This is a genomic window from Streptomyces ferrugineus (assembly GCF_015160855.1).
Taxonomy (GTDB): Bacteria; Actinomycetota; Actinomycetes; order Streptomycetales; family Streptomycetaceae; genus Streptomyces; species Streptomyces ferrugineus.
In genome coordinates this window covers 1892687-1912115 of the sequence record NZ_CP063373.1, presented here as the reverse complement: position 1 = coordinate 1912115, position 19429 = coordinate 1892687, and the positions used below count along the sequence as shown (strand labels likewise).

Below are 19429 nucleotides of genomic sequence, written 5' to 3'. Positions count from 1 at the left end.
ACGCTGCCGGTCTTGTCGGTCGGGTGCTCGGCTCAGCCCCGCTCCTGGATACGGACCATGTTGCCCGCGGGGTCGCGGAAGGCGCAGTCGCGGATGCCGTACGGCTGGTCGGTGGGTTCCTGGACGACCTCGGCGCCGCTGGCCTGCACCTTCTCGAAGGTGTCGTCGACATCGCCGGTGGCCAGCAGGATCCAGCCGTAGGTGCCCTTGGCCATCATCTCGGCGATGACGCGGCGCTCGTCGTCGGTGATGCCGGGGTCGGCGGTGGGCGGGGCGAGCAGGATGGACGTGCCGGGCTGGCCGACGGGGCCGACCGTGATCCAGCGCATCTTGCCCTGTCCGACGTCGGTACGGACCTCGAAGCCGAGGGCGTCGCGGTAGAAGGCCAGGGAGGCGTCCGGGTCGTCGTGCGGAAGGAAGCTGGCGTGAATGCTGATGTCCATGCCCGTCACGCTAGCCGTGCCACCGGGCCACCGCTTCTCGATTCCTGACCACCGTCACCGACCCGGGTCCTCAAACGCCGGACTCTGGACGTCGGCTCAGTAGGAGCCGTTGGCCTGCCAGAACGCCCAGGCGTCGCAGGGACTGCCATAGCGGTCGTTCATGTAGTTCAGGCCCCACTTGATCTGCGTGGCCGGATTGGTCCGCCAGTCGGCTCCGGCAGACGACATCTTGGAGCCGGGATAGGCCTGTACGAGACCGTAGGCCCCGGAAGAGGGGTTGACCGCCTTGTGATTCCAGCCGGACTCGTGCTGCACGATGTTGCTGAAGCACTGGAACTGATCGCCGGGCACTATCTGCCGCGCGATGGCCTGGACCTGGGCAGCGGTGTACGAGGACTGCGTCGAGGGGCTGGAGATGTCCGTCGCCGAGGAGCCTGTCGACGATCGACCGGCTTTCTGCCGCGCCTCCTCGCGCTCCTTGGCCTCCTTGAGGGCCTGCTGCTCGGCCGCCGCCTCCTGCTTGGCGATCGCGTCCTTCGCGGCCTGCTTGCGGGCCTCCTCCGCCGCGGTCTTCCTTGCGGTGTTGTCCGCGGCGACGGCCTGCGAGTCGGCCTGCTGGGTCAGGGAGGCCGACGGCACCTGAGCTTGCTGCCCCGCGGGTAGGTCCGCGAGGAGGGTCGAGTCGCTCGCTGTCGCTTCGGTGTCGTTCACCGACTGGCCGGTGCTGCTCTGGGCAGCTCCCGCGACGGCGCCGACAGTGGTGACCGCAGTGGCAGAGGCCACCGCGAATCCCCGCACTAAGTTCCCGCTCACACGGTTTCCTTCCGGCATCGCTAGATCAGAAGTTCGAGCGTTCGCAAGAATAGGCGGTCGAGCGGCCGAACTCCGGCGTTTGAGGACAGGGCCCCTTCAGGGCACCGCCGTCAGCCGAGTCGTCGTGCCCGTGCCTCGATCCCCCGGAAATGGACCGCCATCGCTTGCTGCGCACCCTCGACGTCCCCGGTGCGCAGGGCCGTGACGATGTCCCGGTGCCAGCGGGCGGTGAGTTCGGGTGAGGGGTCGTCGGGGCGGCCGCGGGCGCCGTTGACGCGACGGAAGACCGTCCAGAAGGCGGCCAGAAGCTGCGGCACGAGGTCGTTGCCCAGCGAGGCGTACAGCAGCTCGTGGAATGCGCGGTCCAGGTCGGGAAAGGCCCGCCCCGCCCGCCCCGCCGCCTCCATCCGCGACACGACCGCCTCCAGCCGGTCCAGCTCGGCCTCCGTCACCGTCGCCGCCACCCGCCGGATCAGCCCCTCCTCCAGCACCTCGCGCACCTGGAGGATCTCCGCCAGCGCCGCGGAGTCGTCATGGTCGTGCCGGGCCAGGGTGCGAAAGGTCAGGCCGTCGATCAGGGGGGTGAGGGACGCCTCGCCGACATAGGTGCCGTAGCCGTGCCGGATCTCCACGATGTCGAGGGCCTGCAGCGCCTTGAGCGCCTCGCGCACGGAGTTGCGGCTGACACCGAGGTCCTCCATCAGCTCGGCCTCGGTGGGCAGGAGCGCGCCGGCCCGGAGCCTGCGGTCGATGATCAGTTGCATGACCTGGCGCTGGATCCGGCTGTTCCTGGACTCCTCGGACGTACGACTGTTCCTGGGCTGCCCGGGCATGCGGCGCATGGTACGCGCACCCGGACGTCCCACGTCCCATGTCCGCCGGATACGCCCCTGACGATGGGTCAACTCACGCCATTTCACAGCGCCATTGGTCCGACCTGTGGCAGATGCGCCATTCGTGTGAGATCCCTTGACCCCCCTCATCGCCCCACCTATGGTCGCGCTGACCGGGAGGACGTAGGACGTCGTATCTCCTCGCCGGAGCAGAGCACGAACCCATGGCCGGAGCACCCACCCATCCGCTGGAGGACCCGTGCGCGACGTGACCCACGACGTGCCGGCGCTGCACCGCCGGTCGTTCCTGAAGTACACCGGCGCGCTGGGCGCGGCCACCGCCGTCTCCGCGTCGCTGTCGGCCTGTTCGTCGGGGCCCCAGTCCACGAACGAGACCGGCGGGGGCGGCGGCCAGAACCGGACGCTCACCGCGGTGATCGGCTACGGCAACGACGGCAGCTGGGACCCCACCCAGACGGCGTCCGCCTTCTGCATGGCCGCCAACAACCACATCTACGAGGGGCTCCTCGACACCGATCCGATCTCCCGCGAGCCCTACGCCGCCCTCGCCACCCAGGTGCCGGCCGACCCCAACGCCACGTCCTGGAAGTTCACCCTGCGCGCGGGCGCCAAGTTCCATGACGGCAAGCCCGTCACGGCCGACGATGTCGTCTTCGTCTTCGACCGGATCCTCGACCCGAAGACCCAGACCCTCGCCAAAGGGTTCTTCGCGAGCTGGCTGAAGGAAGTGCGCAAGATCGACGCGCAGAACGTCGAGCTGGTGCTCAAGTTCCCCTTCCCGGACGGGCTTTCGCGGCTCACCCTCGCCAAGATCATGCCGAAGCATGTCTTCTCCCAGCCGGGCGGCTGGGACGACGCCATCAAGGGCAAGGCGATCGGCTCGGGGCCGTACCGGCAGACCGCGCACCACCCGAAGTCCAACACCACCTTCGAGGCGTATCCCGACTACAACGGCCCGCGCAAGCCCGCCTTCAAGAAGATGAACTGGCTGACGATCGTGGACGCGGCGCCGCGCGTGGCCAGGATCTCGGGCGCCAGCGCGGGCGCGCAGATCGCCGACAACATCCCGTACGCCAACATCGGGCAGCTGGAGAGCGGCGGGCTGACGGTGGCGGGCGGCGCCGGGATGAACAACCTGTTCCTGATGTTCAACACCAAGCACAAGCCCTTCGACGACGTCCGCGTGCGCCAGGCGCTGCACTACGCCATCGACACCGGCAAGATGATCGAGGTCGCCCTCAAGGGGCACGGCAAGGCGTCGTCGTCCTTCCTGAACGAGTCCAACCCCAGCTACCGGCGCGCCAAGACCGTCTACGACTACGACCCCGACAAGGCGAAGGCGCTGCTGAAGGAGGCCGGGGTCAGCGGGCTGAAGATCGAGATCCTGGCCGTCAACGTGAGCTGGATCGTGGACTGTCTGCCGACCATCAAGGCGTCCTGGGACGCCATCGGCGTGCGGACCACCCTCTCCCCGCAGGAGACGACGGCCGTCTTCACCAAGATGGACCAGAAGCAGGACTACCAGGTCGTCGCCGCGGCCTCGAACCCCAACCAGTTCGGCCTCGACGCGGACCTGATCATGCATTACAACTACGGTCCCGAGAACCTGTGGATGCAGTACACGCGGTGGGCCGACAACTCCGTCGCCAAGGCGCTCTTCAAGGACATGGACCGGGCGACCCGGGAGCCGGACACCGACAAGAAGAAGACGATGGTCCAGGACTACATCGACGTCGTCGCCGAGCAGGCGGTGCTCTACCCGGTCGTCCACAACGAGCTGATGACGGCCTGGAACCCCCAGCAGCTCACCGGTATAAGGGCACAGCCGTATCCCGGCATCAACCTCCTCCAGGCCAAGTGGGCCTAGGAGTCCTCACGTGGTCACCGTCCTCCGGATCCTGGCCCGTCGCATCGCCCTGCTCGTGCCGCTGATGCTCGGCATCGTGCTGTTCGTGTTCCTGGTCATGCGGTTCTCGGACGTCGACCCGGCGTCCGCGTTCTTCCAGGGCGCCAACCCCACGCCCCAGCAGCTGCACGACTTCCGCGAGCAGAACGGCCTGCTGGATCCCCTGCCCGTCCGCTACGTCGCCTTCGTCGGCGATCTGCTCCACGGGGACATGGGCATCAGCGCCCTGACCCGGGCGCCGGTCGTCGACCAGGTCACCACCGCGCTGCCGCTCACCCTCCAGCTCACCTTCCTGGGGCTCGGCATCGCGGTCGTCCTGTCGCTGATCGGCGGCGTGACGGCCGCCATCTACCGCGACCGCCTGCCCGACCAGATCATCCGCGTCGTCTCCCTCACCGGGGTCGCGGCCCCCGGCTTCTGGCTGGCGCTGCTGATGATCCAGTACCTCGCCGTCGACCTCGGCTGGTTCCCGACCGGCGGCTACATCAACCCGGCCGACTCCTTCACCGGCTGGCTCAGGACGATGACCCTGCCGGCCTTCGCGCTGTCGCTGCCGGTGGCGGCGCAGCTGACCCGCATCGTGCGCACCTCGGTGGTGGAGGAGCTGGACAAGGACTACGTGCGTACGGCGATCGGCAGTGGCCTGCCGCCGCGGGTGGTCGTCGGCCGGAACGTCCTGCGCAACGCCCTCATCAACCCGCTCACCGTCCTCGGTCTGCGCGTCGGCTATCTCCTCGGCGGCGCGGTCGTCATCGAGACGATCTTCTCCCTGCCCGGGATGGGGAAGCTGATGATCGAGGCGGTGAAGAACGGTGACCCGGCGGTCGTCCAGGGCGTCGTCCTCACCACGGCGATCGGCTTCGTCGTCGTCAACCTCGTCATCGACATCCTGTATCTGCTGGTCAACCCGCGACTGCGGGAGGCGACGTGACGTTCAACCGCAAGCGCCTGGCCGAGGCGCTGTCCCGGCCCGGCATCCGCCTGCGCGGCTGGCGCAAGCTGCCGACGCTGTCGAAGGTGGCCGTCTGCTTCCTGGCCGTCGTGGTCCTGATGGCCCTGTTCGCCCCGGTCCTCGCCCCGCACGACCCGCTCGACCAGCAGCCGCCCGTGGACGGCACCGGACATCCGTCCGCCGAGCACTGGATGGGCCAGGACAGCCTCGGCCGGGACATCCTCAGCCGGCTGATGTACGGCGCCCGCTGGTCGCTGGCCATCGGCCTCGGCGCGACCGGTCTCGCGCTCGTCGTCGGCGCCCTGATCGGCGCCCTCGCGGCGACCTCGCGCAAGGCGGTCGACGAGACGCTGATGCGCTGCCTGGACATCGTGATGGCGTTCCCGGGCATCGCGCTGGCCGCCGTGCTCGTGGCGGTCTTCGGCGGCGGCATCACGGTCCTGATCTGCGCGATCGCGTTCCTGTTCACACCGCCGGTGGCACGGGTCGTACGGGCCAACGTCCTCGATCAGTACGGCGAGGACTACGTCACGGCGGAACGGGTCATCGGCGCTCGGACCCCTCATATCGTGCTGAGGCACGTGGCCATCAACTGCGCGGCGCCGGTGCTGGTGTTCTGCACGGTCCAGGTGGCGGAGGCGATCGTCTTCGAGGCGTCGCTGTCCTTCATCGGCGCCGGCGTCCGGCCGCCCGACCCCTCCTGGGGCAGTGTCATCGCCGACGGCAAGAACATGGTGCTGACCGGGGGCTGGTGGGCGACGGTCTTCCCCGGCCTGCTGATGCTGGTGACCGTGCTGTCCCTGAACATCCTCTCCGAGGGCGTGTCGGACGCGTGGGCGGCACCGTCGGCGCGCGAGGTCGACGTCAAGGACCAGCACGACCGTCTGGAGGCCCCCGAGCCGGGCAGCGGCGAGGTGCTGCAGCTCCCGGGCCTGACGGAGGCGGCGGCGCGGCTGCGGTCGAGGGCCCGGCCGCTCCCGGGGGGACGGCAGCCGGTGCTGGCCGTGGAGAACCTGGCGATCGGGTTCGAGAGCCGTCATGCCGGCGTGGACATCGTCGACGGCATCAGCTTCGAGATGCAGCCCGGTGAGGTCCTCGGCCTGGTCGGCGAGTCGGGCTGCGGCAAGTCGCTGACCGCGCTCGCGGTGATGGGCCTGGAGCCGAAGGGCGCCCGGGTGCGCGGCCATGTCCGCTTCAACCAGCGGCAGTTGGTGGGTGAGCCGATGCGGCTGCGCCGCAAGCTGCTGGGCCACGAGATGGCGATGATCTACCAGGACGCCCTGTCGTCCCTGAACCCGGCGATGACGATCCGCTCACAGCTCAAGCAGGTCGTACGCCGCGGCGGCCGCCGTACCCCGCACGAACTGCTGACGATGGTCGGCCTCGACCCCGAACGCACCCTGCGCAGCTACCCGCACGAGCTCTCCGGCGGCCAGCGCCAGCGCGTCCTGATCGCCATGGCCCTGTCCCGCGACCCGAAGCTGATCGTCGCCGACGAGCCGACGACCGCGCTGGACGTCACCGTGCAGGCGCAGATCATAGAGCTGCTGCTCAGGCTGCGGGAGGAGCTGGGCTTCGCCCTGATCCTGGTCTCGCACGACCTCGCGCTGATCGCGGACGTCACCGACCGGGTGGCCGTGATGTACGGCGGCCAGATCGTCGAGACGGGCGTGACGGCCGACCTGGTGGAGTCGCCGGCGCACCACTACACACGCGGCCTGCTCGGCAGCGTGCTGTCGCTGGAGTCGGCGCAGGAGCGGATGACGCAGATCAAGGGCGTGGTCCCCTCCCCCGCGGACTTCCCGGCGGGCTGCCGCTTCGCGGACCGCTGCCCGCTGGCGAGCGAGGTGTGCCGGACCACGGCGCCCGTCCTGGCCGGGACACCGACCCACACGGCGGCCTGCCATCACCCGGCGATCGTCCTGGCGCCCACGGATCGCTCGGAAAGCGGGGTCGTCAATTGAGTTCGGTGAGTCCGGTGAGTCCGGTCAGTGGGGGGAGTCCGGTGAACGCGCTGGTGGAAGTGTCCGACGCGCACGTCGTGCACAAGGCGCGCAGCGGCGGCCTGTTCACCCGGGACAAGGTGTACGCCCTGACCGGCGCCGATCTCGTCATCGCGCCCGGCGAGACGGTGGGCGTGGTCGGCGAGTCCGGGTGCGGGAAGTCGACGCTGGCGAAGGTGCTGGTCGGGGTGCAGCGGCCGACGTCCGGGACGGTGGCCCTGCGGGGGCGGGACCTGTGGACCATGAGCGCGGCCGAGCGCAGGACGACGGTGGGCGCCGGCACCGGCATGATCTTCCAGGACCCGTCGACGGCGCTGAACCGCCGCCTGCCGGTCCGCCAGATACTGCGGGACCCGCTGGACGTGCACGAACGCGGCACCAAGCGCGAACGCGAGGACAGGGTGAGGGAGTTGATGTCCCTGGTCGGCCTTCCCCGCGCCCTGACCGACGCGTTGCCCGGCCAGCTGTCGGGCGGTCAGCGTCAGCGCGTCGCCATCGCCCGCGCACTGGCGCTGGACCCCGACCTGGTGGTGGCGGACGAGCCGACGAGCGCGCTGGACGTGTCGGTGCGCGCCCAGATCCTGAACCTCCTCCTCGATCTGAAGGAGCGGCTGGGCCTGGCCCTGGTCTTCGTCTCGCACGACATCCAGACGGTACGCCGGATGAGCGACCGCGTGATCACGATGTACCTGGGCCGGATCGTCGAGGAAGCCCCGGCGGCCGACGTCACCGACGGCTCCCGGCACCCGTACACCCGCGCCCTCTTCTCCGCGACCCCCGGCCTGCTGGACCCCATCGACCCGATCCCGCTGGTCGGCCCGGTCCCGTCGGCGACCCGACCGCCGAGCGGGTGCCCCTTCCGGACCAGGTGCTGGAAGGCGGACGGGGTATGTGCGGAGCTGATGCCGGACTTCTCGGCCGCGTCGGGCGCCGGGCACCGTTACAGGTGTCACCATCCGGTGGAGGAGGGCGAGGCGACGCGCGACCTCGTACGACAGAGCCACAGTTCCAGGGAGCCTTGATCATGATCCCCACCCCGCTCACCGGTGTCGTCCCACCCGTCTGCACGCCCCTGACACCGGACCGCGAGGTGGACGTCCCGTCGCTGCGCAGGCTGATCGACCATCTGATGGAGGGCGGGGTGCACGGACTGTTCGTGCTCGGCTCGACGTCGGAGGTGGCGTATCTGACGGACCGGCAGCGGCGGCTGGTGGTGGAGACGGCGGTACGGCATGTGGCCGGCCGGCTGCCCGTGCTGGCGGGCGTGATCGACATGACGACGCCGAGGGTCCTGGACCACGTACGGGAGGTCACGGAGGCGGGCGCGGACGCGGTCGTCGCCACCGCCCCCTTCTACGCCCGCACCCACCCCGCCGAGATCGCCCGCCACTACCGTCTGATCGCGGCGGCGTCCCCGGTGCCGGTCGTGGCGTACGACCTCCCGTCCTCCGTCCACACCAAACTCCCCGCCCAGGTGGTCCTCGACCTCGCCGCCGAGGGCGCGCTGGCGGGTCTGAAGGACTCCAGCGGTGACCTCGCCGCCTTCCGCGAGGTCGCCGTGGGCGTCCGCAACCGGCCCGAGCTCACGGGCTTCAGCGTGCTGACCGGCTCCGAGCTCATCGTCGACGCGGCGCTCGCGGTCGGCGCGGACGGGGCGGTGCCGGGGCTCGCCAACGTCGACCCAGCGGGGTACGTCCGCCTCGTCCACCTGCACCGCTCCGGGGACCTGGAGTCGGCTCGCGCGGAGCAGGAGCGCCTGTGTGCCCTGTTCGGCATGGTGACGGTGGGGGATCCCGGGCGGATGGGGGGCAGTTCGTCGGCGCTGGGGGCGTTCAAGGCGGCGCTGTGTCTGCGGGGGGTGATCGACTGTCCGGCGACGGCGGAGCCTCAGGTGCCGTTGTCGCCGGAGGAGGTGGAGCGGGTGGGGAAGTTCCTGGCCGGGGCGGGACTGCTGTGAGCGGACGGGCCGACGGGCGTCCTCCGGTCCGCTGATTCGCTGGCCCGGACGGGTGAAAGCCGGTCGGCAGAGGACGAAACCCCTGGCCGGGAGGGAATCCCCGGGAGTTCCGCATGGAACCTCACGTGACGTGAACCTCCGCCGGACCTCCACCTCCCAACTGACCCGACGGGGCTCCGAGCCGGCCCGCACTTGGCGGGTCCGCAAGAGCCGCTGGTACTACCCGGTCCTCGCCCTGACCGTGCTGGGCGCACTCGCCGAGCTGTTCCTGATCGGCGTGGCCGCGGCCGCAGTGGGCGAAGCGGACTGGCTCCTCAAGGAGTGGGAGAGCCAGTGCAAGGACGACGGGCAGGCCTGCAGCATCCTGTCCGGCGTCCTCACTCCCCTGCTCACCCTGGCCCTGGCCACCTTCACCTACCTCTTCTTCCGCTTCCGGCGGGTGAGCGGGGCGTACCTCAGGAAGGCCCGGGAGGCACCACTCGATCTGGTGGAGACGGCGGGCGGCATCTTCGGGCGGGTGGTCGGTCGGGACCAGTTGTGCGACGTGCTCATGGAGGATCTGCGGGACAGCCGGTTCCGTCGCGCCCATGTGGTGGTCGGCGGCATCGGTGCGGGCAAGACCGCGCTGCTCGTGCTTCTCACGGAGCGGCTGGCACAGCGCAAGGCGGTGCCTGTCCCGCTGCGGCTGCGCGCCGCGGGGAGCGATCTGGACTTCCGGCAGTTGGCGTACGACCGCTTCAAGCGAGAGGTGCAGGAGCACATCCGATCCGAGAGCGAGGCGGAGAAGGTGTGGCAGCGGCTGTGCCAGCAGGGCCGCATCGTGGTGCTGGCGGACGGCCTCGAGGACGCCCTGACGGAGGACAACCAGGAGGAGGAGCGGGACACGGTCATCCGGCTGGCGATCCGCCGTGCCAACGACGAGCGCCTGCCGCTCATCATCACCTCGCGCCCGCACGACGCGCTGCGTGGCCTGGACGCCTCGCTGACCGATCTGGAACCGCTCAGCGAGGAGGCGGCCCTGGCCTACATCTCCTCCGGCACCGCCTGGGAGGACCGGCAGCGGCTCGACTGGATCGTGGAGAAGGCCGAGATCGCCGAGGCCCCGACTTATCTGCAGGTCGCGCGCGACCTGCACGAGGAGGGCCTCCTGGAACGCGCCCTCAGCGGCCGGTTCGAGGAGGGCGTGGAGACACGCGGCGGCGACCGGGCGGCGTTGCGGCTGCACCTGCTCGACACATGGCTGAGCGCCCTCGTCGCCGGACGCCTCTCCCCGCAGCTGCCGCTCGGCCGGGACGAACGCAGGGTGATGCTGGACTACCTGTCGGCGCTGGCGTGCGCGGCGCTGGCCGTCGACGCGGCCGAGATCCGTATCACCGATGTGGTCCACGAACACGATCCGGCAGGCTCCCGCTTCCCGGAGATCCTCCGGGAGCTGGCCAAGCGGGCCCAGGCAAGCCGGATGGACATCCGCCTGGCCGCGCACTGGGGCACCCGTATGGGCCTGGTCGAACTCGACGGGGACCGCGTGCGGTTCCAGCACAGCGTGATCCAGGCCCATCTGGGGGCCCGGTTCATGAACGCGGTGATCCATCCGCGCATGCCCGAAGAGCCCACGGAGGGCTCGTACTTCCCGGCGGCGCTGGCGAGCCCGGGTCGCGAACTGCTGATCGCCCTGGTGCTCTACTCCCGTACGCCGGAGGGCTCCTGCCCACACGCGGCCGCCCCCGCGGGCGACCGCACCTGGTGTCCGGTGGCCGCGGCGCGGGACCTCCTGCTGCGCGCGGCAGGCCGGGCGCAGTCGGCCATCACCGGCCACCGGAGCGCCGACGGCCACCAGAACGCCGGGCGCCCCGAGGAGGCGGTCGATCCACGGCACGTGTTCGGCCGCACCCTGCACACCAAGGCGCTCGAGCTGTACGCCGCCGCCCTGGAGATCGACAGCGTCGCCGCGGACCCGCAGCAGCACCGTATCGCCATGGAACTGACGACGTCGTGGTCGGATCTGCGGGCGCGCGACCCGCACACGCTCCGCGCGGCCAAGGCACTGCTGGTCTCCCGCTTCGGTGAGGCCGTGCGCAGCGTCGCCCGCCGCCAGTCCCTTCAGCCCGCGTATGCGGAACTCTTCGAGATCGGGCGTATGGAGCCGTCGCACGACGTACGGGTCGCCATCGCGCAGGAGATCGGCTCGGGCGGCGACAGCGCCTTCGAGGTGCTCGAGCCACGGCTGCGCGGCCCTCAGATCATCCGTGAACAGCCGCTGGGACGCAGACCGGAGTGGCTGGTGGAGCTGTGGGACGACAAGGCCGCGCGGCAGGGCGACCCCGGAGCCGATGGGCCCGACGGCACGCAGGACGACATCGCGCGGCTGCGCAGGCGTGAGGAGGAGGAACGTGAGGAGGAGGAACACAAGTGGCGGGACAATGTGCTGTGCGCCTGGCTGATCCCCCTGCTCGTGGGCTCCGTCACCACCCGCCGTCACCACGACACCCCGTACGAGATCCTGGAGAGCTGGGTGCGGCGGATCAGGGCCTGCGACGAGGACGACGACGGCTCCGGCCTGGACCTCACCCTGGAGATCGCCCTCGCCCAGGGCTTCAAGTACGCGGCCAACCGCCGTGCCCGCCATCCGCACGCCCGTCCCCAGGCCCGCGAGTACCTCAGCGAACAGGCCTGGGACATGCTCAGACGCTCCCGGTTCTGGTTCACCCGCGTCACGCTGCTGCACGCGCTGACGCTGTGGGAGCTGCCCGACGGCGCGAGTGCGGCCGCGGGCCCCGAGGATCACGGCTTCGACCCGGCGGCACAGGTACGTCAGTGGCTCGCGCTCCCCGACGGCGCGCCGCAGCACCCCTTCGTCGAGGCCGCCGCCGAGCTCTGTGTGTGGACCCTGATGACCCGTCGGCCCGAGCGGTTCCTGTGGATCGACGAGTCCGGTGTGTCCGCGCACGTCGGTTCCCAGCCGGCCGGGGGCGGGGAGGTGCGCAAGCACCAGCTGTGGATTCCGCCCTCCACCGGCTGGAGCACCCTGCATCCGCGCGCCCAGCAGCTCCTCGCCGACGCCATGCTGCTGCTCAACCTCGCCGGCCGCGGCGACTGGCCCAAGGACCGGCTGCGGCGCCTGCACCGCACCGCACGGCCGGAGCTGCCGCCGTGCCTGACCAAGGACCGCCGCCCTCTCGCCCCGGGCCGCTCCCTCGTGCGTACGGCCGCCGCTCACGCCGGCTCCAATTGCCGCGACGACTGCGCCTTCGAGCTGTGTCCCTATCCTCCCTCGGGGCTGGACGGCTACCGCCCGGAGCTGTCCGAGGCCTTCTGCCGGGCTCAGTTGACCCTGCTGTCGCGGTCGCGGTGGCGATCCCTTGCGCGCCCCGAGGCGCGCTGGCAACGGGGCACGGACCTCGCCGAACTGAGGCTGTTCTGGGAGCGGATGGGGAAGCGGGCGCTGAACAGCCATCGCGGAAGATGACCGGGCTTCTGGCAACTCACCGCAACTCACCGGGGCTTACCTTCCCGGAAGCGCCGTAAGGCGTCGTCGTCAGCGGCCTCGGGACCCGCCCGGCGCGGCCGTCACCGTTCTGCGGGGTGGGCCCGGCCTGGCCGTCGAACCGGCCGCCCCGGATCCGCTTGTTGACCGGGATGATGATCCCCTGCCCGACCCAGGTGAGCAGCGTGATACCGGCCAGGCACCGCCGGCACACATGGTGCCCATGTACATCGTCGCGCCGAAGAGGAAGCACAGCGCGTTCACCAGCAGCAGGGTGTTCATGGCCGGCCTCCCGCGTCGATTCGCGGTGGTGCGGGCCACGCTCCGGAGTGGTTCGCCGAAGGTCCGCCCGGCCTCCTCACTCGTGACTGCCCACGGCGATGTCGGCGGCGCCTTCGAAGTAGATGGACGATTTCATCAGCATGCCCCGGAAAGCGCGGTAGTTGACCGCGGCCACCCGCAGCGGCAGCCGCGTCCCGGGGCGGGCGCTCGATCTCGATGAGCATGCCGAGCCGGCCGTTGTCCTCATACTGGCACCCGACGGAACTCGATCGTCTCGTACGGCCCCGTCACCCCCGTCTCGTACAGAATCCCGACCGTGTGCCGTCCGAGCGGCACCAGGTCGGAGTAGGCCGCCCGCTGCTGAGACAGCGTCAGCGCCTTCGTGAAGGTCGCCCCGCCGTCCGTGCTGCCCCACACGGCCATCGACTGACGGGCCGTGGGCACGGACGGGCCGGAGAAGAGCAGCGGCGCACCGGTGCCCGGGAGCTGGAGGACGCTTCCCTCCACTATCGGCACGTCGTTCAGCGAGGGCTGGACCGTGTACGGGCGGTCCAGGGTCTCGCCGCCGTCGCTGGAGACGCTGTCGAGGCGGTTGCCCGCGCTCGTGCCGTGCTGGTCGCGGGAGTTGAAGTACAGCCTGCCGTCGGGGAGTTCGGCGGCGGTGGATTCGTTGGCGTTGCTGTAGCCGTCGTAGGTGTCGTCCACGAAGCCCGTCCGCCAGGTGCGCCCGCCGTCGTCGCTGTAGATGGCGTGCGCGCCGTAGTACTTCGGCTCCCGCCCCGTGTCGGACGACCCCGCCGCCGGCGCCACCGAGTGGTTGGACGGCACGACCAGCCGTCCCGCGTGCCTGCCGCGGGTGAGCGCGACCGCGTGTCCGGGACCCGTCGCGTACCAGCGCCAGTTCGGCGGCTTCACCGCGCTCGTGACATCGCGCGGGGGCGTGAAGTGCCGTCCGTCGTCCGCGCTGCGCTGGACGAACACCCGTCGGCTCTGCTCCGCCGTCACCTCCCCCCGCATGATCTGTGCCTCCGTCACCTCCCCGCTGTTGTAGGAGGTGACGAGTACGACCGCGCCGGTGACCGGATCCACCACCGGCGCCGGATTGCCCCGGGTGTCTCCGTCCCCCTCGGCGACCACCGTCACCGGCCCCCAGGTGCAGCCGCCGTCGAGGGACCGTCTGAGGACGACATCGATGTCGCCGGAGTCGCCCGCGCCGTCGTGCCGGCCCTCGGCGAAGGCCAGCACCGTGCCGCGCGGGGTCGTGATCGTCGCCGGGATGCGGTACGTGTCGTAGCCGCCCTCGCCCGAGACGTACGGGACGGAGGACGCGCAGGCGGTGCCCGCCGAGGCGCCGCCCGCGTAGGCGATCGGTGTGGTCAGGAGTACTGCGGTGACTAGGGACGTACGACTGAGTGTGCGGCTCAGGGCGGTCATCGAACTCCCTTGACGGAGGGTCAGACGTTCACCTGTCCGTCACAGGTTCCCCGGTGTCACCATCCCTGACTCATACGCCACGATGACGAGCTGCGCCCGGTCCCGCGCCCCCAGCTTGCCCATGATGCGGCTGACGTGGGTCTTGGCCGTGAGCGGGCTGAGTCCCAACGACTCCGCCACTTCCGTGTTGTTGAGCCCGCGCGCGACCAGCGTCAGCACTTCGCGTTCACGTTCGGACAGGCATTCGGGCCCGTCGGCCATGGGCGCGCAGGGGCTGCGCAGGAACCGCTCGATCAGCCGTGCGGTCGGCCCCGGTGACAGCAGTGCCTCGCCCGCGGCCACCGTGCGGATCGCGTCCAGCAGTTCCGCCGGGCGGGTGTCCTTGACCAGGAAGCCCGAGGCGCCGGCCCGCAGCGCGTCCACGATGTTCTCGTCGGTGTCGTAGGTGGTGAGGACCAGCACCCGCACCCCGGCCAGGTCGTCGTCGGCCGCGATCAGCCGGGTCGCCTCGATGCCGTCCAGGTCGGGCATGCGGATGTCCATCACCACGAGGTCGGCGCGGGCGCCGCGCGCCAGGTCCGCGGCCTCCCGGCCGGTGGCCGCCTGGCCGACGACCTCCATGTCCGGGGCCGACTCGACCAGCATGGCGAACGCCTCCCGCACGAGCGTCTGGTCGTCCGCGAGCAGCACGCGGATCATCGCTCGCCTCCCCGTTCCGTTCCGGTGGGCAGTACGGCCCTCACCTCGAAACCCCCCTCGCGTCGCGGCCCGGCGTCGAGTGTGCCACCCACGCTGCGGGCCCGCTCACGCATGCCGACGATGCCGTGGCCGGGGTTCGGCGATACCCCGGCCGGGCAGCCGCCGTCGTTGGTCACCGACAGGTGCAGGGCACCCCGCTCCTCGTGCAGCGCGAGGCGTACGGCCGGTTCGGGGCCGGCGTGCCGGACGACGTTCGTCAGCGCCTCCTGCACGATCCGGTACGCGGCCGCGCCCACGGCGGGCGGCGCCTGCCGCACCCGTACCGCCGACGCCACCCGCGCCCCGGCGAGCCGCGCCGCCGCCACCAGGTCGGGCACCCCGTCCAGGCCGGGCAGCGGGCCGCGCGCCTCGCCCACCGCGCCCTGTTCGCGCAGGACGTCCAGCGTCGTGCGCAGTTCGCCGCGCGCCGTGCGGCAGGTCTCGGCGATGTCGTCGAGGGACTTGGCCATGGTCTCGCGGTCCAGCCGTTCGGGGTCCGCGGCCAGTACGTGCGCGGCCACCGACGTCTGCACGCCGATGAGGGTGATGCTGTGGGCGAGCAGGTCGTGCAGGTCGCGGGCGATGCGCAGGCGTTCCTCGGCGACCCGGCGGCGGGCCTCCTCCTCGCGGGTGCGTTCGGCGCGCTCGGCGCGTTCGACTATGGCGGCGACGTACTGGCGGTAGTAGCGGACGTCCATGCCGCAGAAGAGGAACGCGAGGACCCAGCCGGAGATCCGCAGCAGCTCGATGGTCCCGTCGGGGTTGGTGAGGGCGTTGAGGAACAGCGTCACGCCGAGGACGGAGGCGCCGATGAGCAGCGTGCGGCGCACCGTGCCGGTCGCCGCGACCGTGTACAGCACCACCATGGTCGTGAGGATGGGGGCGGCGTGGTTGTTGTCCAGGGCGTGGTACGGCGTGATGCAGGCCATCACCGCGAACAGGACGAGCACCGGACGGCTGCGCCGCCACACCAGGGGCACATGCGCGGCGAGCAGCAGGGTCCAGCCCAGCGCGTCGGGCCGGAGCTCCTCGTCGCCGAACAGGGCCATGACCGTGGCGAGGGCGGCCCACGCCACGGCCAGCACCGCGTCGTTGCGCGTGCGGTGCGGGGCGGTCAGGGGGTCGCGGTTGACCGCCGCCATGATCCGCTCGCCCACGCGGGATCTGCCCGCCGCTCTCGTCGTCGACTGCACCGGCTCATCCTCCGCCACGCGGGCGCCCCTCCGGGAGGGGAGGGGCGCCCTGACGGTGCGTGGGAGGCTCACACCGGCTCCGGCTGGGGTTCCTGCCGCACCGGGGGCCGCGGCGCCCGGGACAGCCCGCCCGGCCACCACAGCTTGCGGCGCAGCGCCACGCTCGCGCTGGTCACCAGGTAGGTGCGCACCAGGAAGGTGTCCAGCAGCACGCCCACCGCGATGACGAAGCCCAGCTCCACGAGCGGCACCAGCGGCATGCTGGTGAGCACCGCGAAGGTGGCGGCGAGGACCAGCCCGGCGGAGGCGATGACGCCGCCCGTCGTACGCAGCGCGGTGAGCGCGGCCGTCGCCGGTTCGGCGCCGCCGAGGCACTCCTCGCGCATCCGGTGCATCAGGAAGATGCCGTAGTCGACGCCGAGGGCCACCAGGAACACGAAGGACAGCAGTCCGAGCCCGGGGTCGGTGCCCTCGTAGCCGAAGAGCGGCTCGAACACGAGTCCGCCGATGCCGAGCGCCGCGCCCCACACCGCGACCACGGCCCCCACCAGGATCAGGGGCGCGACGAGCGAGCGCAGCAGGGCGATCAGGATCAGCAGCACGGACAGCAGCACGATCGGCACGACGACCATGCGGTCGCGGGCGTTGGTGTCCTTCAGGTCGAGCTGCTGGGCGCTCGCCCCGCCGACGTAGGAGCCGTCGAGCTTGTCCCGCAGGGACTCGATGGTGGCGGTCTCCCCGGCGGACTGGGGCGGTGCGGTGGCGAGGACGGAGATCTCGGTCCAGCCGTCTCCGGTACGGCCCTGCTGGGCGCTGTCGACGCCGCTGGTGCCGCGGATCGAGGCGAGGGTCGCCTCGGCCCGCTCCTTCGGTGTGATGACGCTGATGGGCTGGGTGCCGCGCTCGGGGTAGGCCTTGGCGAGGGTCTCCATGGCGGCGACCGCGTCGGGCTTGCTGGTGAAGGAGTCCTCCTGCTTGAGGCTGCCGGGCAGGTTCAGGGTGCCGAGCGCGAGCGCGCCGAGCAGGACGGCGCCGCCCGCGAGGACGGTCAGGGGCCGGCGTCCGGCGGAGCTGCCCATCGCCGTGAACAGGGACCGGCGGGCCTTGGGCGTGCTGCCGTGGCGCGGCACGAGCGGCCAGAACACACGCCGGCCGAGCAGTACGAGGATCGCGGGCAGCAGCGTCAGCATCGCGGCGAGCGCGCACAGTACGCCTACGGTGCCGAGCGGGCCCATGCCGCGGCTGGAGTTGAGGTCGGCGGCGAGCAGGCACAGCAGTCCGGCGGCGACGGTGCCGGAGGAGGCGAGCACGGCGGGCCCGCAGCCCTTGAGCGCGGCGACCATGGCGTCGTACGGCCGCTCGATGCGCCGTAGCTCCTCGCGGTACCGGGAGACGAGCAGCAGCGCGTAGTCGGTCCCCGCCCCGAACACCAGGATGGTCATGATCCCGGAGCTCTGGCCGGAAACGGACGTCCCGAACCCCTGGTTGAGGCCGTAGGCGACGCCCATCGACAGATAGTCGGCCATGCCCGCGACGGCGAGCGGTACCAGCCAGAGGAACGGGCTGCGGTAGATGAGGATCAGCAGCAGGGCGACGACAGCGGCGGTGGTGTAGAGCAGCGGTCCGTCGAGGGAGTTGTAGACCTCGCTCGCATCGGTGGCGAGGGCACCCGAACCGCCGACGTCGACGCCGAGCCCGTCGCCGCCGCGCGCGATGTCGCGCACGTCGTTGACGAGCGCGTCTCGGGCCTCTTCGTCCTGTCCCGGCTCGGTGCTGGCGACCGGGTACATCAGGGTGGTCCCGTCCTGGGAGGGGATGCCCCGCGGCTGATCGGTGAGCCGGTGCGTGCCGGCGATCCGCTCGATCTGCTCGGCCGCGGTCGCCCTGTCCCGGGCGGTCAGTCCGCCGTCCCGGTGATAGACGACGACCATCTCGGTGGCCTCGCCGCCCGGCAGCCGGTCCTGGATCTTCGCGACCTGCGTGGAGTCGGCGCTCGCCGGCAGATAGTCGACGGCACGGTCGCGCTGGACGTCCCCGAGCTTCGACGCGAACGGCGAGGCGAGCGCGAGCACCCCGATCCACAGCGCGAGCACGAGCCAGGGCACGGCCCGCCGTCGTCGCGTGCTTGTCCTTGCGGCCCCCATGAGACGGGCCCCCCTCCGGATCGGATGTCTGGGTCGGTTCCAGACTTCCGGCCCTGAGATGCGGTTTCGTCGGACGGGAGGCCGAGTTGACGACTACTGCCGGGGGCGGCGGAACGGCGCGATTACTCCCTGGGGAGTACTGGAGGGCTGCGCGGGACCTGAGCGTCCGCACTCAGGCCCGGGACCTGCGTTTCGGGAAGGACGGGCCCCATGACCGTCCCCTCCCCCTGGCGGCCGGGCTGCTCGTCCTCGACGTCATCGGCGTCGTCGGCGTCCTCGTGCTGGTCGTCGCGGCGTACGGATGGCAGTCCGGGCTACGACGGTGTCCGTGCCGCCGCGGCCAGCAGTCGGGTCACGTCCTCGGTGCCGATGGTGAGCGCGGCGCCGACCGTCGCCAGGGCGTCCCGTTCGGAGGGGGTGTAGGGGCCGTCGGCCAGGGCGATGCGGGCGCCCTGGAGGAGGATCGACTCGCGGCCGGCGGGGGCCAGGTGCGGGGCGAGGGGGTCCAGGGCCTCGTGGAGCTCTATGGCCAGCCCGGCACCGCAGGGCTCGGAGAAGACCCGCCCGGTGTCGGCCGCCAGCGCCTCGACCAGGGCGCTCAGCTGGTCCTCCGTGCAGTCGTCGAAGCCGGCGGCGCGCACGAGGGCCGCGGCGGTCTCCAGGGACGTACGGGCGCAGGTGCCGCCCGCCGCGAGCACCGCGAGGGCGACGGTGTGGACGGCGTCGCGGAGCATCGCGGAGAAGCGGGTGGTGGTCGGATGGTCGAGGGCGTCGGTGCCGAAGTGACGCCGGCAGGCCGCGCACTCCACGACGGGCGCGCTCTCGCCGCGCGGCAGCACGGGCACGCCGAGCAGGGTGAAGCGGCGATGCCCGGTGAGCCGCTGGTAGTTGCGGTCGCCTCCGCAGCCGGGGCAGAAGAACTCCCCGTCGCCCACGGCCGACCAAGCGGTGCGGGTGCCCAGAATGCGCGCAAGCCTGGCGGCACGGCCGTTTCGTCCCCGTCCTGGCAGCACGTCGCACCTCCGTAACGCCGCGGCAACATCGCCGCGCTTGCGTGATGTTAGCCACATCCCGGACGCGCAGTCAGCACCCCGGACGAGACCTTTCCGTGACCTGCACAGACCAATGGCCGGAAATGGACGGCTCCGCCCGCCGCTGATACGGCAGACGGAGCCTCTGAACGCCGGGCGCGCGATCGCCCTAAAGGGGCGCGGGGAACTGCGCGA

15 protein-coding genes are annotated in these 19429 nt (G+C 71.3%); 6 read left to right on the top strand and 9 right to left on the bottom strand.

Annotated elements, in window-relative coordinates:
• Positions 1–32: 32 nt before the first annotated feature.
• The 3 genes from IM697_RS08695 to IM697_RS08685 all read right to left on the bottom strand — a co-directional run bounded on the left by IM697_RS08695 (position 33) and on the right by IM697_RS08685 (position 2089).
• Complete coding sequence (locus IM697_RS08695) at positions 33–443, bottom strand: VOC family protein (RefSeq protein WP_194046248.1); 411 nt, start codon at positions 441–443, stop codon at positions 33–35.
• A 96-nt stretch (positions 444–539) separates the two neighbouring features.
• Positions 540–1256 carry an aggregation-promoting factor C-terminal-like domain-containing protein gene (locus tag IM697_RS08690; RefSeq protein WP_228044572.1) on the bottom strand — a complete coding sequence of 239 codons (717 nt, stop codon included), beginning with the start codon at positions 1254–1256 and terminating at the stop codon, positions 540–542.
• Between the two features lie 110 nt (positions 1257–1366).
• Positions 1367–2089, bottom strand: a complete 723-nt coding sequence (locus tag IM697_RS08685) for a FadR/GntR family transcriptional regulator (protein ID WP_194046244.1) — start codon at positions 2087–2089, stop codon at positions 1367–1369.
• Between the two features lie 259 nt (positions 2090–2348).
• On the opposite strand from IM697_RS08685, the gene IM697_RS08680 reads away from it, so the two are divergent.
• The 6 genes from IM697_RS08680 (at position 2349) to IM697_RS08655 (ending at position 12394) form a co-directional block, all read left to right on the top strand.
• Entirely contained in the window at positions 2349–3977 is a 1629-nt protein-coding gene (locus IM697_RS08680) for an ABC transporter substrate-binding protein (protein ID WP_194046242.1), read from the top strand.
• A gap of 10 nt (positions 3978–3987) precedes the next feature.
• Complete coding sequence (locus tag IM697_RS08675) at positions 3988–4947, top strand: ABC transporter permease (protein ID WP_194046240.1); 960 nt, start codon at positions 3988–3990, stop codon at positions 4945–4947.
• Positions 4944–6932 carry a dipeptide/oligopeptide/nickel ABC transporter permease/ATP-binding protein gene (locus IM697_RS08670; protein ID WP_194046238.1) on the top strand — a complete coding sequence of 663 codons (1989 nt, stop codon included), beginning with the start codon at positions 4944–4946 and terminating at the stop codon, positions 6930–6932. The genes IM697_RS08675 and IM697_RS08670 overlap by 4 nt, the downstream gene beginning before the upstream one ends.
• A 41-nt stretch (positions 6933–6973) precedes the next feature.
• On the top strand, positions 6974–7993 hold the full coding sequence (locus IM697_RS08665) for an oligopeptide/dipeptide ABC transporter ATP-binding protein (RefSeq protein ID WP_194046236.1): 1020 nt from the start codon (positions 6974–6976) through the stop codon (positions 7991–7993).
• The gene (locus IM697_RS08660; protein ID WP_194049642.1) at positions 7993–8928 is read left to right on the top strand and encodes a dihydrodipicolinate synthase family protein; all 936 of its coding nucleotides are present in this window, start codon (positions 7993–7995) and stop codon (positions 8926–8928) included. Before IM697_RS08665 ends, IM697_RS08660 begins: the two co-directional genes overlap by 1 nt.
• Before the next feature lie 130 nt (positions 8929–9058).
• Entirely contained in the window at positions 9059–12394 is a 3336-nt protein-coding gene (locus IM697_RS08655) for an NACHT domain-containing protein (RefSeq protein WP_194046233.1), read from the top strand.
• Positions 12395–12770: 376 nt separating this feature from the next.
• Here the strand turns inward: IM697_RS08655 and IM697_RS08650 are convergent, their stop codons facing one another.
• The 6 genes from IM697_RS08650 to IM697_RS08625 all read right to left on the bottom strand — a co-directional run bounded on the left by IM697_RS08650 (position 12771) and on the right by IM697_RS08625 (position 19216).
• A complete protein-coding gene (locus IM697_RS08650; protein WP_194046231.1) occupies positions 12771–12941 on the bottom strand; it encodes a hypothetical protein in 171 nt (56 codons plus the stop codon).
• The gene (locus IM697_RS08645) at positions 12938–14128 is read right to left on the bottom strand and encodes a sialidase family protein (RefSeq protein ID WP_194046229.1); all 1191 of its coding nucleotides are present in this window, start codon (positions 14126–14128) and stop codon (positions 12938–12940) included. Before IM697_RS08645 ends, IM697_RS08650 begins: the two co-directional genes overlap by 4 nt.
• A gap of 39 nt (positions 14129–14167) precedes the next feature.
• On the bottom strand, positions 14168–14827 hold the full coding sequence (locus IM697_RS08640) for a response regulator transcription factor (RefSeq protein WP_194046227.1): 660 nt from the start codon (positions 14825–14827) through the stop codon (positions 14168–14170).
• Complete coding sequence (locus IM697_RS08635; protein WP_194049641.1) at positions 14824–16008, bottom strand: sensor histidine kinase; 1185 nt, start codon at positions 16006–16008, stop codon at positions 14824–14826. The genes IM697_RS08640 and IM697_RS08635 overlap by 4 nt, the downstream gene beginning before the upstream one ends.
• 119 nt (positions 16009–16127) lie before the next feature.
• Positions 16128–18203 (bottom strand): MMPL family transporter, encoded by a 2076-nt coding sequence (locus tag IM697_RS08630; RefSeq protein ID WP_194046225.1) that lies wholly within the window; start codon positions 18201–18203, stop codon positions 16128–16130.
• Positions 18204–18517: 314 nt separating this feature from the next.
• Complete coding sequence (locus tag IM697_RS08625) at positions 18518–19216, bottom strand: TerB family tellurite resistance protein (protein WP_194046223.1); 699 nt, start codon at positions 19214–19216, stop codon at positions 18518–18520.
• Positions 19217–19429: the final 213 nt, after the last annotated feature.